This window comes from Streptomyces sp. NBC_00726, from assembly GCF_045161735.1.
In the GTDB taxonomy this organism is placed as follows: Bacteria; Actinomycetota; Actinomycetes; order Streptomycetales; family Streptomycetaceae; genus Streptomyces.
Window position 1 is genome coordinate 158,351 of record NZ_CP108983.1, and the last position, 15,841, is coordinate 174,191.

A 15,841-nucleotide genomic window follows, 5' to 3' on the forward strand; every position below is an offset into this window, starting at 1 on the left:
GACCGATGCGCGTGGAACTCACGCGATGGCTCTCGGAAAGGCCGGACGCACATGGCTCAGCCGTTCACCCTGCCGGATTTCTATGTTCCGTATCCGGCGCGTCTCAACCCCCATGTGGAGGAGGCCCGGCAGCACACCAAGACGTGGGCGCGGGCCATGGGGATGCTGGAGGGGTCCGGTATCTGGGAGGAGAAGGACCTCGACGCGCACGACTACGCGCTGCTGTGCGCGTACACCCACCCCGACTGCTCGGCGGAGGCGCTGTCGCTGGTCACCGACTGGTATGTGTGGGTCTTCTTCTTCGACGACCACTTCCTGGAGCTGTTCAAGCGGACCCCGGACCGGGAGGGCGGGAAGCGGTATCTGGACCGGCTGCCCGCGTTCATGCCGATGGAGCGCGGGGCGCCGGTGCCGGAGCCGGAGAACCCGGTGGAGGCGGGGCTCGCGGATCTGTGGGCGCGTACGGTGCCCGCGATGTCGGACGCGTGGCGGGTGCGGTTCGCGGAGTCGACGCGCAACCTCCTCAACGAGTCGCTGTGGGAGCTCGCCAACATCAACGAGGGCCGCATCGCGAACCCCGTCGAGTACATCGAGATGCGCCGCAAGGTGGGCGGTGCGCCCTGGTCGGCCGGTCTCGTGGAGTACGCGGCCGGGGCCGAGGTGCCGGAGGCGGTGGCCGGTGAACGGGCGCTGCGGGTGCTGAGCGACGCGTTCTCGGACGGGGTTCATCTGCGCAACGACCTCTTCTCGTACCAGCGCGAGGTGGAGGACGAGGGCGAGAACAGCAATGGGGTGCTGGTCCTGGAGCGGTTCCTCGGCTGCTCGACGCAGGAGGCGGCCGAGGCGGTGAACGACCTGCTGACGTCCAGGCTCCAGCAGTTCGAGAACACGGCGCTGACCGAGGTGGGCCCGCTCTGCGCGGCCAAGGGCCTGGACGCGGCGCAGACGGCCGCGGTCGGGGCCTATGTGAAGGGGTTGCAGGACTGGCAGTCGGGCGGCCATGAGTGGCACATGCGCTCCAGCCGCTACATGAACGACGGCGGGGCGGGTGAGGCCGAGCCGGGCTTCGGGATGTCCGCCGCGTCGGTCCGGTTCACCCGGCGCTCCGAGTCGGCCAGGCTGCGCAGCCACAGCCATGTGCTCTTCCAGCACGTGGGCCCGTCGTTGCTGCCCGACTTCGACCTGCCCTTCGACACGACGCTGAGCCCGCATCTGGAGGGTGCCCGGGAGCGGATGGTGGTCTGGGCCGACCGGATGGGCATCCTGGGGCCGCAGCCGGGGGTGCCGGGTTCACACATCTGGGACGAGCAGCGGTTGCGGGCGATCGACCTGCCGCTCTGCGCCGCCGGTATCCACCCGGACGCGACGCCGGACGGGCTCGACCTGTCCTCGGGGTGGCTGGCGTGGGGGACGTACGGCGACGACTGGTTCCCGGTGGTGCACGGCCGGACCCGCGATCTGGCGGGCGCCCGGCTGGCCAATGAGCGGCTGTCGCTGTTCATGCCGCTGGACGGGAGTCCGGTGCCGGAGCCGGTCAACGCGCTGGAACGGGGGCTCGGCGACCTCTGGGAGCGTACGGCGGGGCCGATGGACGACGCCGGGCGGCGCGCCTTCCGCAAGTCCGTGGAGGACATGACGGCGAGCTGGCTGTGGGAGCTGGCGAACCAGGCGCAGCACCGGATTCCCGATCCGGTGGACTACGTCGAGATGCGGCGCATGACGTTCGGCTCGGATCTGACGATGAGCCTGTGCCGGATCGGGCACGGCCGGAAGGTGCCGCGCGAGATCTACGAGAGCGGCCCGCTGCGCTCCCTGGAGAACGCGGCCGCCGACTACGCGGCGCTGCTCAACGACCTGTTCTCGTACCAGAAGGAGATCGAGTACGAGGGGGAGGTGCACAACGGGGTCCTGGTGGTGCAGAACTTCTTCGGGGTGGACTACCCGACGGGGATGGCGATCCTCTACGACCTGATGAAGTCGCGGCTGCGGCAGTTCCTGCATGTCGCGGAAAACGAACTTCCGGTGCTGTACGACGACTTCGGCCTGGACGCGGAGGCGCGGGAGACCCTTGCGGGCTATGTGCGGGAGCTGAAGCACTGGCTCGCGGGCATCCTGATCTGGCACCGGGGCTGCCGGCGCTATCGCGAGGAGGATCTTCGGCGGGGCGCCGCCCCGTGGCACCTCAACGGCCCCACGGGGCTGGGTACTTCGGCGGCGCAGGTGACGGCGCTGTTCGGTCGGCTGCCGGAGGTGAAGGTGTAGCCCCGGGCGGCACACCAGGTCACCGGGCGGTGCGGCCCGGTGACCTGGTGTGTGCTCAGCCCTGCTGGAAGAGTTCGGCGGGCAGCGGCTTGAGGAGGGCGTACAGATCGTCGGTGATGGGCCGGTCCCAGCTGGCGATGGTGACGAGCACACCGTCGCTGCGGTCGAACTGCACACAGGAGATACGGCTCTCGGAGAGCTTCACCCGGCGCACGATCATGAGGTTGTCGCCCTGCATGACCGGCATGTCCTCGGTGCCGGTGACCTCGACCGGCTCGTCGTTCTCCAGCGCCAGCAGCAACTGGGCCACCTCGAACGGGACCTGCCCCTCCTCGGTCTCGCGCGCGGGCGAGCCCTCCGGCAGGTTGCCGATGATCATCGCGGGGCCGCGCCCGCCGAACAGGTCGTACCGGAGGAACACACCCTGGCAGCTGCCGTCGGGTGCGGGGAGCAGACCGGCGCCGAGGTTGCCGGGCCAGTCACCGGGGTCCATGGCCAGGACGTCGAAGTCGGGGCCCGCGGGTGTGGCGGCGCTGCGGCGGCGGAGGAAGGACATGCACATATGTTACGTGTCCCAGCTCACCCCGCCGAGCCGGGCCCGGACCGGCATATGCCCAGGCCCGGGGGCACGCCTCCGTACACCTCACACCTCCCCCGCGGGCACACCTCTCACCCGGTGCGGGACTCCGCGGCCAGCCGTTCCAGCACGTCGACGGCGTCGTCCAGCCGCTCGTACGGCACGAAGAGGTGGTCGTGGTGAAACCCCGCCACCACGTTGCAGCTGATCCCCGCGTCGGTGAGCGCGAGCGACACCGCGGCGGTCAGCCCGACCGCGTCCAGTGCCGAGTGGACCCGCAGGGTGATCCAGCCGGCGACATAGGTGTACGTCAGCCCGGCCACCGCGGCCTCGGCCTCGGGGAGGACCAGGGTGAGCCCTTCGCTCTCGCGGACCGTGACGACGGGCGCGACGCCGGCGGGCGGAGTGGCGCCGGGCACGGTGGCGTAGACGTACCGGCCGGGGCGGGGCTCGGGGCTCAGGCCGCTCAGCAGGACGCGGAGATCGCTTTCGGCTGTCACGGCGACCACGCTACCGACGGGGTGCGGGCGTGAGCCATTCGGGCACGTCCCGCGTCCAACCGGTCACCGTGCGTGGCACCGAGCCGGGATCGCCCATAGCTTCGGCTCATGAGGAAACGACACATCACACGCCTCGTGAGCATCGCAGCCGCCTCGGCCGCCGGACTGGCCGCGGCGGTGCCGTCCGTACCGGCCGCCGCGGCCGGTGCGCGCGTGGTGTCACCGGGTCAGTCCATCCAGGCGGCGGTGGACGCCGCACGGCCCGGGGACACCATCGTCGTCCGGCCCGGGACCTACCGCGAGAGCGTCCGGATCAGCACGCCGGACCTGACCCTGCGCGGCTCCGGGGACGACACGGTCATCATGCCCGGGGCCGGCCGCGCCGCCGCCGGTGACGACTGCGCGGGTGCGGGCAACGGGATCTGCGTCCTGGGGACGGCGGGCGGCACCGTGGACGGGGTGACCGTCAGGTCCCTGCGCGTCACCGGGTTCGCCCGCAGCGGCCTGTGGGCGTCCTGGACGGACCGGCTGTCCGTCCGCTCGGTGACCGCCGACGCCAACGGTGTCTGGGGCATCGCGCAGCAGCGGTCCACCCGCTCCGACCTCCGGGACAGCACTGCCCGCTCCAACGGGGACGCGGGCATCTTCGTCGCCAACAGCGTCGACGAGGAGGGTGGTGCCACCGACACCGGCGGCACCCTGGTCCGGGGCAACACCCTGACCGGCAACCGGATCGGGTTCACCGCGCGGCGGGTGCGCAACCTGTCGGTGCGCGGCAACACCTTCACCGCGAACTGCAGCGGGGTGTTCGTCGTGGGCGACGAGGGCACTCCGCAGGCCGGTGCCATGTCGGTCCGCTCCAACCGGATCACCGGTAACAACAAGTTCTGCGCCGCCACCGACCGGCTGCCCGCGATCCAGGGTTCCGGGATCGTGCTGACCGGCGCCGAGTCCACCGAGGTACGGAACAACGAGATCCGCGACAACGTGGGCGCGACCCCGCTGTCGGGCGGTGTCGTGCTGTTCAAGAGCTTCGTGGGCGCGAAGAACACCGACAACACCGTCAGCGGCAACGTCGTCCTCGGCAATCAGCCCGCGGACCTGGCGAACCGGGACACCGGCACGGGCAACCGGTTCACCGGCAATGTCTGCACGACCTCCGCACCGGCCGGGATGTGCTGACCGGTGACCCCCCGCACGAGGAGAAGCGAGACGGCATGACCACCGTGAGCACCACCCCCGGCACCACTCCCGTCCAGCCCTTTCCCACCCCGCAGCCGGCGATGCGGCTGCGCGAGCTCGTGTTCGGCGCGGCCCGCTCCGCCGCCGTGCGCGCCGTCGCCCGGCTGGGTGTCCCCGACGCGCTCGGCGACGCCCCGGAGACCCCGGAGCGGCTCGCCGAGGCGGTGGGGGCCGAGCCCGGGCCGCTGCGGCGGCTGCTGCGGGCGCTGGCCTGCTACGGCGTCTTCACGGAGAACGCCGACGGCACCTTCGCGCACACCGACATGTCCCGGCTGCTGCGGGAGGACGCCCCGGACAGTCTGCGGGCGATCTCGCTGTGGTGCACCGAGCCCTGGACCTGGGAGGTGTGGCCCCGGCTCGATGACGCGGTGCGCTCGGGCGGCCATGTCTTCGAGGACGTGTTCGGGAAGGAGTTCTTCGACTACCTCCACCAGGACGCCCACGAGTCGGCGCAGGTGTTCAACGCGGCGATGACCACCTCCAGCGTGCAGTCGGCGCTGGACGTCGCCGCCCTGCTCGACCTCACCGGTGTGTCGTCGGTGGCCGACATCGGCGGCGGCCAGGGGCATGTGCTGGCGAGCCTGCTGGAGAAGCACCCGTCGGTGAGCGGCACCCTGATGGACCTGCCGGGGGTGATCGCCCGGGCCGACGAGCGGCTGCGGGACGGCGGTGCGCTGGCCGGGCGGGCGGCCATCGTGGCCGGGGACTGCCGGGAGGGCATCCCGGTCACCGCCGACCTGTACATCATCAAGAACATCCTGGAGTGGGACGACGAGTCCACCCGCCGGGCGCTCGCCGCCGTCGTCCGGGCGGCCCGCCCCGGTGCCCGGGTCGTCGTCATCGAGAACCTGGTGGACGACACCCCGTCGATGCGGTTCACGACCGCCATGGACCTGCTGCTGCTCCTGAACGTGGGCGGCGCCAAGCACACCCGGCAGAGCCTGGTGGACCGGCTGTCCGGGGCGGGGCTGCGGATCGACGGCGTCCGGCCGGTCAATCCGTATCTGCACGCCTTCGAGTGCGTGGTGCCCGGCTGACCCCCGGGCGTACGCGAAACCGCCCCGGTCCCCGCCGAAGAGGGGGGACCGGGGCGGTCGGCGTCGCTCACGCGGTGGCGCCGCGCTCCCAGCGGTAGAACTCCTGGGCCATCGCGTCCTTGGGCCCGCGCCAGGTCTCGGGGTCGTACGGGCTGACGAAGGCGGTGAGCCGTTCGCTGATGGCCCGGAACTCCGGGTGCTCGGTCACCTTGGCGATCTCGGGGCCGGGCGGGCGCTCGGACTCGATCATGTGCAGGTAGACGTCGCCGAACTGGAAGAGCTTGCGGCGGGTGACGCCGACCAGATGCGGCAGTTCGCTGTTGTCGGACGCGGCGAACAGTTCCGCGATGTCCGGGGCGGATCCCGGCGCCATCCGGGCGACGATCAGTGCGTGGTGCATGGGTGGTGCCTCTCTGCCGGTCAGTTGGCCGGGACGGCGGCGGAGCGGCGCTCGCGGTCGCGCTGCTCGATCCTGTCCCGGATCAGCGCCATCTGGACCTTGGAGTTCCGGTTGATGTTGTCGGTCATCCAGGCGTCGTCCACCGGCGCGTCGGGGCGCATCGCGAAGTCCTGCTGCCAGCGCATGCGGGTGCCGCCGGGGACTTCCGCGTACTCCCACCGGATGTCCATGTGCTGGAACGGTCCGGGTTCGACGCGGCGGGCCCGGACGTTGCGGCCCGGCCGGTCGGTGGTGCGCTCGGAGACCCAGCTCCACACCTTGCCGTTCTCGTCGGGGTGCATGGTCAGGCGGAAGGTGGTGCGCTCGCCGTCCCGTTCCAGGACCTCGACGGCCGCGTACTCACTGAACAGCTGCGGCCAGTTCTCCAGGTCGTTCGTCATGTCCCAGACGAGGTCCAGGGGGGCGGCGATGACGATCTCGTTCTCGGTGTGTCCGGACACGTCAGGCTCCTGTCATGAGGCTGTTGTTGACGAGGTCGAGGAACTCGCGGGGCGTCTTGCACCGGTCCGCGTCGGCCGGCAGCGGCTGCCCGTGCCGGTTCTCCAGTACGCCGACGATGCCGAGCAGGCCGAGGGAGTCGAGGCCGTACTCGTCGAAGGCGGCGTCGGAGCGGTTCTCCATCTCCTTGGGGTCGACGGAGAGGCCGGCGCCCTTCTTCATGAGGGCGGCGAGTTCTGCGTACGTCAGTCGTTCGGTCATGAGGGACTGCTCCTTCTCACGAGGGGTGGACGCGCGGGGGTGGACGGGGTCAGGCGGGGCGCCGGAGCACCAGGGCCGCGTTGGAGCCCATGAGGCCGCGGCTGAGCACGAGCGCGGTGCGCAGTTCGGCGGGGCGGGCCCGCTCGGTGACGACGTCGAGGTCGTGGCAGACCTCGAAGACGTTGGGCGTGGGCGGGACGAGGCCGTTCTCCATGGCCAGGACGGCCGCCGCCGCGTCCAGCACCGGTCCCCCGCAGTAGGCCCGGCCGATGCCGGTCTTGGGGGCGGTCACCGGGACGCGCCGGCTGTGCGGGCCGAGCGCGTCGGCCAGCGCCAGCGCCTCGGCCCGGTCGGCGGCCGGCGAGCCGAGCGCGTCCGCGAAGACGACGTCGACCTCGTCGGGGGCGCAGCCGGCCTCCCGCAGCGCGCCCGCGATGGCGTGGGCGAGGCCCTCGCGGGACTCCTCCCAGTGGGCGGCCGTGGTGAAGGTGGCGGCGTGGCCCGCGATCTCCGCCCGAACCCGGGCACCGCGCTCGCGGGCCGACTCCTCCTCCTCGACCACGAACATCGCGCCGCCCTCGGCGGGCACGAAGCCGCAGGCGTCCGAGGTGAAGGGGCGGTAGGCGCGCGTCGGCTCCTCGACGGCGCTGAGGTCGCGGTAGCCGAGCTGGCAGACCACGGAGTACGGCGCCAGCGGGGCCTCCGCGGCGCCGACCACGACCGCGTCGGTGCCGCGCCGCACGGAGCGGTCGGCGTGCGCGAGCGCGTCGAGGCCGCCCGCCTCGTCGCTGGCCACCACCGCGCAGGGGCCCTTGAAGCCGCCGCGGATGGAGATCTGGCCGGTGCTGGCCGCGTAGAACCAGGCGATCGACTGGTAGGGGCCGACATAGGTGGAGCCCTGGCCCCACAGCCGCTGTAGTTCGCGCTGGCCGAACTCGCCGCCGCCGGAGCCGGCCGCGGTGACCACGCCGACGCCGAACGGCCGGTCCTGGTAGTCGGCGCGGCCGAGCCGGGCGTCGTCCAGGGCCATGTCGGCGGCGGCCATCGCGAAGTGCGTGAACCGGTCGGTCTGGACGAGATAGCGCTCCTCGACGAGCGCGACCGGGTCGAAGCCGCGGACCTCGCCGGCGACGTGCAGCGGCAGGTCCTCGCAGCCTTCGCGGGTGACCCGGTCCAGGACGCTCATGCCCTCCTGGGTGCGTTTCCAGAAGGCTTCGGTGCCGGTGCCGTTGGGGGCGACGACGCCGATGCCGGTGACAACGGTGCGCCGGGCCTTTGGGCTGCTCATCATGTCCTCCCTCGGGTCAGGGCCACCGCGGACTGGAAGCCGCCGAAGCCGCTGCCGACCGAGAGGACGCTGCGCAGCTTCAGGGGGCGGGCGGTGCGCGGCACGTAGTCGAGGTCGCACTCCGGGTCCGGGGACTCGTAGTTGGCCGTCGGCGGCACCGTCTGGTTGACCAGGGCCAGCACACAGGCGGCGATCTCTATCGCCCCGATCGCGCCGAGGGAGTGGCCCACCATCGACTTGATGGAGCTCATCGGCACCTGGCGGGCGTGGGCGCCGAGGGCCCGTTTGACGGCGGCGGTCTCGTGCCGGTCGTTCTGCTTGGTGCCCGAGCCGTGCGCGTTGACGTAGTCGATGTCCTGTGGGGAGATCCGGCCGTGGCCGAGCGCCCGGTCGATGGCCTCGGCCATTTCCAGGCCCTCGGGGGTGAGCCCGGTCATGTGGTACGCGTTGCCGAAGGTGGCGTAGCCGGCGATCTCGCAGTACACCGTCGCCCCGCGGGCCCGGGCGTGTTCCAGTTCCTCCAGGACGAGTACGGCTCCGCCCTCGCCCATGACGAAGCCGTCGCGGCGTGCGTCGAAGGGGCGGGAGGCGTGTTCCGCGTCGTCGTTGTTGGGCGAGGTCGCCTTGATCGCGTCGAAGCAGGCTACGGTGATCGGGGTGATCGGCGAGTCCGACGCCCCGGCTATGCAGACGTCGACCCGGCCCTCCTCGATGGAGTGGAAGGCGTAGCCGATGGCGTCCAGGCCGGAGGTGCAGCCGGTGGAGACGGTCTGCACGGGGCCGTGGGCGCCGACCTGTTCGGCGACGGCGGAGGCCAGCGAGCTGGGCGAGAAGGCGCGTTCCAGGTGGGCGCCGGCCCGCCGGTGGTCGACGTCCCAGCGCGCGCCCTTCTCGCTGACGGCGACGTAGTCGTGCTCCAGGCGGGTGGTGCCGCCGACCGCGGTGCCGAGGGAGACGCCCATCCGCCAGGGGTCGGTGTGCTCCGGGTCCAGACCGGCGTCGGCCAGCGCCTCGCGGGCGGCGACCATGGCGAACTGCACATAGCGGTCCGCGCGTGCGGTGTCCTCGTCGTCCAGGCCGTGGGCGGCCGGGTCGAAGTCGCACTCGGCGGCGATCCGGGAGCGGAAGCCCGCCGGGTCGAAGAGGGTGATGCCCCGGGTCGCGGTGCGGCCGTTGGAGAGCAGGTCCCAGAAGGCCGGGGCCCCGATGCCGCCCGGGGCGACGACGCCGACTCCGGTGACCGCCACGCGCCGGGTCATGAGGCCGCCTCGGTTCGTTCTGGCGGGGCACCCCGCTCGGCGGTCTCGGTCACCTCGGTGTCGACGTGGCCGAGTTCGGGGCGGGGGGCGAGCGGGCCGAGGTGGAAGACCATGCGGGCCTCGGTGTCGCCGACGTTGCGGAAGCGGTGGCGGACGTGCGGGGGGATCAGCAGGCCCTGGTCGGGGCGCATGGTGTGCGTCTCCCCGTCCAGGTCGACCTCCAGGTGCCCCTGCACGACGTACACGAACTCCTCGGAGTACGGGTGGTAGTGCTCGCCGATGCGGTCGCCGGGGTCGACGAGGGCGAGGCCCATGAAGCCGCTGGTGGCGCCCACCGCGGTGGGGGTGAGCATGGCGCGCAGGTCCCCTCCGCGCCTGGTGTTGGGCTGAGTCTCACTGAGGTCCACGATGCGTGGCCGGTGGGTGGTCATCTCTGCTTCTCCTCCTGGGCGCGGGGCGCGTGGGGTGACGGGTCGGGCGAGGGCCCGGGTGCCGGAGCGCGGGTCAGGACTCCGTGGCGCGCCGGTCGGTGATCAGCCGCATCTCGGAGCGGGCGAGGAAGCGCACGGCGTCCTCGTCGGTGGCGGGGACGGTGGTCGCCCCGCCGTCGAGGAGGCGGGCCAGGCGGGCCGCCTTGCCGGGGCCGTGGATGCCGAGGGCCTGGGCGGGCTGCGCGTCGAGCGGGCCGTGCGCTTCCAGGAGGCGTACGACGACGTCGTCGCGCTGAAAGATGGTGCTGCTGTCGACGGGGCTGCCGGTGTCGTCGGCGGCCTCCTCGTCGTGGCCGGCCAGGAGGCGGGCCAGGGCCATCCCGCAGCCCTCCTTGGCCTGGTAGAACACGGCGTGCCGGCGCAGGCTCTCGGGGGCGTGGCGGCCGGCCGAGACGTGGTGCACGGTGGGCAGGGCCGCGCGGGTGAAGAACATCCGGGCGGAGTCGGGGTCGGCGAGGTCCCGGTCCTGTTCGAGGTAGGGGTTGATGGCCTCCTCGACGGCGCGGATCTCGGGCTGGCGGGAGACGTGCCGCAGCGCGGCCATCAGGTCGCCCTCGACCTCGACGGCGCGCACGACGCGGTTGCCGTGCATGAAGAGCGAGGTGCGGCGCAGCCGGGTGTGGTCGTCGACGCGGGAGCGGGGGGACTCGTAGTCGGCGAGGTGCTTCGCGACGATGTCCTCGGTGCCGGGCTTCACGGTGAAGGTGAGCGCGTGGCGCACGACGCCGTCCCCGAGGCGCGGGGAGGTCTGGAGGCTGCCCTTGACCGGGTCGGGGACGGCCTCGAAGCCCTTGCCGGTCTCACGCAGCACGCTGAACCGCAGCGACCTGGTGTCGCGTACGCAGCTGTGCAGGGGCTGCACGGTGGCGACGTGCTCCTCGCTGTTCACCCAGGCGAGGAAGGGCGGGGCGCTCTCCCACTCGCTGGTGATCAGCCACTGCGAGGGGTTCTCGATGGACTGGCACAGCTGGTCGCTGATGTGACCGGGGATGGACGCGACCTGGTTGCGCATGTGCTCGTACGCCTCCAGGAACTGCTTCTGGGCGCCGTCGTGCAGGTCCAGCAGCAGCACGACGCGCAGCCGGGATCCGTCGAAGGCGGACTGTGAGATCCGTTCCGAGAGGGTGGTGGTCATCTGGCGAACTCCTTCGACGGTGGGGGGCGGAAACGCGGGGAGACCCGGCCGTCTCCGTGACCGATCGTGAAACGCTGGTCCGCCCGACGCGAGATTTATGAACCGTTCAGGTGAGCAGGTGTCCGAAGGGCTCCGACGCGGCTTTGGCCCGGGCATGGACAGAGCATCTGTACGGCGTCGGAGCGGGAGCAACTGATGAACGAGAACGTCGACCTGCATGTACCGGTCCTCATCGTGGGCGGTTCGCTGGTGGGTCTGTCCGCGTCCCTTTTCCTCGGCCGGCTCGGCGTCGAGCACCTGCTGGTCGAGAAGCACGCCGCCACGTCGACGCATCCGCGCGGCCGCGGCAACAACGTCCGCACGATGGAGGTGTTCCGCCGTGCGGGTGTCGAGCGGGAGATCCGGGCGGCCGCTTCGGTGCTGGCGGACAACCACGGCATCCTCCAGGCGGGCTCGCTGACCGGCGAGGACCAGGAGTGGCTGTTCAAGGAGATCGACCCGGGCGGGGCGCTGGCCCGGTTCAGCCCGACGGGCTGGTGCCTGTGCAGCCAGAACGACCTGGAGCCGGTCCTGTTGGAGCGGGCCCGGGAGCAGGGCGGTGACCTGCGCTTCTCCACGGAGATGATGTCGTTCGACCCGGATGCCTCGGGGGTGACGGCGACCCTGAAGAACCGGGAGACCGGTGAGCACACGACGGTGCGGGCGGACTATCTGATCGCGGCGGACGGGCCGCGCAGCCCGGTCCGCGAGCAGCTGCGCATCGGCCGGTCGGGGACCGGCGACCTGTTCCACAACGTGAGCGTGACCTTCCGGTCGCGCGGGCTGGCGGAGGTGCTGGGCGAGCGGCGCTTCATCGTGTGCTATCTGACGAACCCGGAGGCGGAGGGCGCGCTGCTGCCGGTGGACAACGAGAGCGAGTGGGTGTTCCACGCCCCGTGGCAGCCGGAGCGGGGCGAGACGCTGGAGGATTTCACGGACGAGCGGTGCGCCCGCCACATCCGTACCGCCGTCGGCGCGCCGGACATCGATGTGGAGATCACCGGCAAGGCGCCGTGGCACGCGGCGGAGCGGGTGGCCGAGCGGTATGCGCGGGGGCGGGTGTTCCTGGCCGGTGACTCGGCGCACGAGATGTCGCCGACCGGGGCCTTCGGCTCGAACACGGGCATCCAGGACGCGCACAACCTGGCGTGGAAGCTGGCGGCGGTGCTGCGGGGCGAGGCGGGCCGGGGGCTGCTGGAGACGTACGGGCAGGAGCGGCTGCCGGTGGCCCGGGCGACGAGTGAGCGCGCGTCGGCGCGGTCCGAGGAGCACAGCCACCCCGGCTACGCTCCCCCGCCCTCGGTGGGCGGCGGGAAGCGGGGCGGGATGCTGAACGTGGCGCTGGGCTACCGGTACACGGCGGGCGCGGTGCTGGGTGTGGCGCCGGACGCGCCGGTGGTCCCGGAGGGGATGCGGCTGACGGGCGAGCCGGGCAGCCGGGCACCCCATCTCTGGGTGCGCCGGGCCGGTGAGCGGATCTCGACCCTGGATCTGTACGAGCGCTCGTTCGTGCTGCTGACGGACGGGGCGGACCCGGTGTGGCGGCGGGCCGCGGCCCGGGTGGCCGGCCGGCTGGGGGTGCGGCTCGACGCGTTCGGTATCGGTGCGGGCGCCGAGCTGGAGCCGGAGGACGGGGCGGACTGGGCCGAGGCGCACGGGACGGGCCGGGACGGCGCGGTCCTGGTGCGCCCGGACGGCTTCGTCGCCTGGCGTACGGAGTCGGGCTCCGAGGACGCCGAGGCGACGCTGCACGATGTCCTGGTGGCGCTTCTGCACCGCGACTGAGGTGATGTCAGCCGGGTGATCAGATGCCGAACGACCGGAGGGCGGTGAGGAATTCCTCCGGTCGTTCGGTGTGTACGAGATGGCCCGCGTCGATGGTGACGAACTCGGCGCCGGGGATGGCACGGGCCGTCCGGGCCAGGTCCTCCTGGGCGATCCGGCTCCTGGGGCCGCCGCCGATGACGAGGGTGGGGGCGGTGATCTCGCCGAGGAGTTCGCGGCCGGCCGGGTCGGGGTCGTTGAGCTGGGCGTCGGTGGCGGGAACGAGCGGCCAGTCGAAGTCCAGCTTCTCCTCGGGGCGTCGGGGCACGGGGCGGGGCGGGTCGAGCGGGATGAGCGGGGGCGCCTCCTCGATGACGAGGCGGCCGATCAGCCCGGGGTGCCGCTCGGCGAGCAGAAAGGCGGCGGCCCCGCCCATGGAGTGTCCGACGACGGTGGCGCCGGCGAGGTTGCGGGCCTCAAGGAAACCGTGCAGGTCGTCGCGGAACAGCTCGAAGCTGTAGCGTCCCGGCCAGTCGCTGAGCCCGTGGCCCCGGAAGTCGAAGGCGTACACCCGGTGGGTGGCGGCCAGCCGGGCGGCGATGTGCGCCCAGTCGCCGCTGTGGCCGCAGCGGCCGTGGGCCAGGACGACCGGCGGCGCGGCCGGGTCGCCCCACACCCGGTACGCGAGCCGTGTCCCGCCGGCCCGGACGCTGTGCACCTCCGGATCGAGGAACGCCTCGACGGTACGGGCGAACGCGCCCGGGTCATCGATCCACGGGAAGTGCGCGGCGCCGCGCTGCACGGCGAACTCCGCGTGCGGGAAGAGCGCGGCCAGTCCGGCGGCCCGGTCGGGCGTCAGGATGGTGTCGTACTCGCCGGCCAGCACGAGGACCGGCGCCTCCAGTGTGCGCAGGACGGGGACCGTCGCGGCGGGGTCGAAGGCGCCTTCGCCGGCGTACCGGGCGGCGGCCTCGGCGTTGATCTGCGCGGGCGAGGCCGCGCCGTGCGCCTGGGCGGCGGCGTCCCAGCGGGCGTACGAGAACGGCCTTGCCCTGGCGCGGAGTTCGTCGGTGAACCGGCCCGCCCAGATCTCTTCCAGGGCGGCGAGCGCGTCCTCGTACCACGGTTCCGACGCGCGCAGGGCGGCCGCCTCGCGGGATTCGCGCACGGAGACGGGGAGGCCGGCGGCCCGGGTGGTGGGGGTGACCAGGACCAGGTTGCGCAGCCGGTGCGGATGGCGGGCGGCGTAGAGCGCGGCGAGTTCGCCGGCCGCGGAGTGGGCGAGGAGGTCGACGCGTTCGAGGCCGAGATGGGCGCGCAGGGCCTCGACGTCCTCGGTCTGCCGGTCGCAGCGGTAGGTGGCGGGGTCGTCGGGGACGGCGGAGTCTCCGGTGCCGCGGAGATCGAGGAGGACCAGCTGCCGGCGCTCCGCGAGCCCGCCGAGGGTGCCGAGGCAGGCGCTCGCCCGCATGGCACCGCCGGGCAGGCAGATCAGCGGTGCCCCCTCCCCCACGAGGTGATAGGCGAGCTCGGTTCCGTCGTGCGTGTGGAAGGTCGGCATGCCTCCATCCAAACAGGGCCGTCCGGGTGACGCAGCCGTGTTCGGTACGGGCGTAGCCGGGTCGGAGGGCGATGTGCGTCACGCCTCTTGCCAGGCGGTGCAAGATCCTGAATTACTGCTCCGGAGGGAAACGACCGAATGATCGGTCGTCCGCACCAGGTGTACGGAACGAGGGAGGCCCGCGTGACGGCTCTGCTGGACACGGCGGAACGGATGAGCCGCGACGAGCTGGCGGCGCTCCAGCTGGAACGGCTGCGGGCCACGTTGCGTCACGCCTACGGGAACGTGGCGCACTACCGGGCCGCGTTCGACCGGGCGGGGCTGAAACCGGAGGACTGCCGCTCGCTCGCGGACCTGGCCCGCTTCCCCTTCACCACCAAGGCGGATCTGCGGGACAACTACCCGTTCGGGATGTTCGCGGTCCCCGAGGACCAGGTGCGCCGGGTGCACGCCTCCAGCGGCACGACGGGCCGCCCGACCGTCGTCGGCTACACCGGGAAGGACCTGGAGACCTGGGCCGATGTGGTCGCCCGGTCCATCAGGGCGGCGGGCGGCCGGCCGGGGCACAAGATCCATGTGGCGTACGGCTACGGGCTGTTCACCGGTGGCCTCGGGGCGCATTACGGGGCGGAGCGGCTGGGCTGCACGGTGATTCCGGCGTCCGGCGGCATGACGGCCCGCCAGGTCCAGCTGATCCAGGACTTCCGGCCCGACCTCATCATGGTGACGCCCTCGTACATGCTGACGATCCTGGACGAGTTCGAGCGGCAGGGCGTCGATCCGCGTACGACCTCGCTGAAGGCCGGGATCTTCGGGGCGGAGCCGTGGACGGAGGAGATGCGGCGGGAGATCGAGGAGCGGTTCGCGATCGACGCGGTCGACATCTACGGCCTGTCCGAGGTGATGGGCCCGGGGGTGGCCCAGGAGTGCGTGGAGACGAAGGACGGGCTGCACATCTGGGAGGACCACTTCTATCCGGAGGTGGTCGACCCGCTCACCGGCGAGGTGCTGCCCGAAGGGGAGCGGGGCGAGCTGGTGTTCACCTCGCTGACCAAGGAGGCCATGCCGGTCGTCCGCTACCGGACGCGTGACCTGACGCGGCTGCTGCCGGGCACGGCCCGGGTGTTCCGGCGGATGGAGAAGGTCACCGGGCGCAGCGACGACCTGGTGATCCTGCGCGGGGTGAACCTCTTCCCGACGCAGATCGAGGAGATCGTGCTCCGCACCCCGGGGGTGTCGCCGCACTTCCAGCTGCGGCTGACCCGGGAGGGCCGGCTGGATGTGCTGACCGTGCGGGCGGAGGCCAGGACCGGGGCGACACCGGAACAGCGGGCGGCGGCCGCCGTGTCGGTCGCGGCGGCGGTCAAGGACGGGATCGGGGTGTCGGTGGGCGTCGAGATCGTGGACCCGGAGACGCTGGAGCGGTCGGTGGGGAAGTTCCGGCGGATCGTGGACGAGCGGCCGTAACTTCCGCGCAGGCCAGTGGGGTTGCTGTGGCAGGATGGACTGGAGTGACCGTCGTCCGCA

Annotated in this window: 15 protein-coding genes; 5 read left to right on the forward strand and 10 right to left on the reverse strand. The window is 72.3% G+C overall.

Annotated features, from left to right (window positions below):
• Positions 1–51: 51 nt before the first annotated feature.
• Positions 52–2,262, forward strand: a complete 2,211-nt coding sequence (locus tag OG338_RS00675; RefSeq protein WP_405935428.1) for a terpene synthase family protein — start codon at positions 52–54, stop codon at positions 2,260–2,262.
• Between the two features lie 55 nt (positions 2,263–2,317).
• Here OG338_RS00675 and OG338_RS00680 read toward each other — a convergent pair whose 3' ends face one another.
• A complete protein-coding gene (locus tag OG338_RS00680; protein ID WP_026171499.1) occupies positions 2,318–2,818 on the reverse strand; it encodes a hypothetical protein in 501 nt (166 codons plus the stop codon).
• A gap of 113 nt (positions 2,819–2,931) precedes the next feature.
• A complete protein-coding gene (locus OG338_RS00685; protein WP_405935429.1) occupies positions 2,932–3,339 on the reverse strand; it encodes an ACT domain-containing protein in 408 nt (135 codons plus the stop codon).
• 108 nt (positions 3,340–3,447) lie between these two features.
• On the opposite strand from OG338_RS00685, the gene OG338_RS00690 reads away from it, so the two are divergent.
• The gene (locus tag OG338_RS00690) at positions 3,448–4,521 is read left to right on the forward strand and encodes a nitrous oxide reductase family maturation protein NosD (protein ID WP_405935430.1); all 1,074 of its coding nucleotides are present in this window, start codon (positions 3,448–3,450) and stop codon (positions 4,519–4,521) included.
• 35 nt (positions 4,522–4,556) lie between these two features.
• The gene (locus OG338_RS00695; protein ID WP_405935431.1) at positions 4,557–5,618 is read left to right on the forward strand and encodes a methyltransferase; all 1,062 of its coding nucleotides are present in this window, start codon (positions 4,557–4,559) and stop codon (positions 5,616–5,618) included.
• A gap of 67 nt (positions 5,619–5,685) precedes the next feature.
• On the opposite strand, the gene OG338_RS00700 is transcribed toward OG338_RS00695, so the two are convergent.
• The 7 genes from OG338_RS00700 to OG338_RS00730 form a co-directional block, all read right to left on the reverse strand.
• Positions 5,686–6,018 (reverse strand): TcmI family type II polyketide cyclase, encoded by a 333-nt coding sequence (locus OG338_RS00700; protein WP_018524503.1) that lies wholly within the window; start codon positions 6,016–6,018, stop codon positions 5,686–5,688.
• Between the two features lie 20 nt (positions 6,019–6,038).
• The gene (locus OG338_RS00705; RefSeq protein ID WP_405935432.1) at positions 6,039–6,518 is read right to left on the reverse strand and encodes an SRPBCC family protein; all 480 of its coding nucleotides are present in this window, start codon (positions 6,516–6,518) and stop codon (positions 6,039–6,041) included.
• Between the two features lies 1 nt (position 6,519).
• Complete coding sequence (locus OG338_RS00710; RefSeq protein ID WP_018102926.1) at positions 6,520–6,777, reverse strand: acyl carrier protein; 258 nt, start codon at positions 6,775–6,777, stop codon at positions 6,520–6,522.
• A gap of 49 nt (positions 6,778–6,826) precedes the next feature.
• The gene (locus tag OG338_RS00715; RefSeq protein ID WP_405935433.1) at positions 6,827–8,065 is read right to left on the reverse strand and encodes a beta-ketoacyl synthase N-terminal-like domain-containing protein; all 1,239 of its coding nucleotides are present in this window, start codon (positions 8,063–8,065) and stop codon (positions 6,827–6,829) included.
• The gene (locus OG338_RS00720; RefSeq protein WP_405935434.1) at positions 8,065–9,324 is read right to left on the reverse strand and encodes a beta-ketoacyl-[acyl-carrier-protein] synthase family protein; all 1,260 of its coding nucleotides are present in this window, start codon (positions 9,322–9,324) and stop codon (positions 8,065–8,067) included. The genes OG338_RS00715 and OG338_RS00720 overlap by 1 nt, the downstream gene beginning before the upstream one ends.
• The gene (locus OG338_RS00725) at positions 9,321–9,755 is read right to left on the reverse strand and encodes a cupin domain-containing protein (RefSeq protein ID WP_361030151.1); all 435 of its coding nucleotides are present in this window, start codon (positions 9,753–9,755) and stop codon (positions 9,321–9,323) included. Before OG338_RS00725 ends, OG338_RS00720 begins: the two co-directional genes overlap by 4 nt.
• A 73-nt stretch (positions 9,756–9,828) precedes the next feature.
• Complete coding sequence (locus OG338_RS00730) at positions 9,829–10,950, reverse strand: SchA/CurD-like domain-containing protein (RefSeq protein ID WP_405935435.1); 1,122 nt, start codon at positions 10,948–10,950, stop codon at positions 9,829–9,831.
• A 195-nt stretch (positions 10,951–11,145) separates the two neighbouring features.
• Between OG338_RS00730 and OG338_RS00735 the strand changes: the two genes are divergently transcribed.
• The gene (locus tag OG338_RS00735; protein WP_405935436.1) at positions 11,146–12,774 is read left to right on the forward strand and encodes an FAD-dependent oxidoreductase; all 1,629 of its coding nucleotides are present in this window, start codon (positions 11,146–11,148) and stop codon (positions 12,772–12,774) included.
• Positions 12,775–12,793: 19 nt separating this feature from the next.
• Here OG338_RS00735 and OG338_RS00740 read toward each other — a convergent pair whose 3' ends face one another.
• A complete protein-coding gene (locus tag OG338_RS00740) occupies positions 12,794–14,314 on the reverse strand; it encodes an alpha/beta fold hydrolase (RefSeq protein WP_405935437.1) in 1,521 nt (506 codons plus the stop codon).
• A gap of 183 nt (positions 14,315–14,497) precedes the next feature.
• Here OG338_RS00740 and paaK point away from each other — a divergent pair, with 183 nt between their 5' ends.
• Entirely contained in the window at positions 14,498–15,781 is a 1,284-nt protein-coding gene (gene paaK / locus OG338_RS00745; protein WP_405935438.1) for a phenylacetate--CoA ligase PaaK, read from the forward strand.
• Positions 15,782–15,841: the final 60 nt, after the last annotated feature.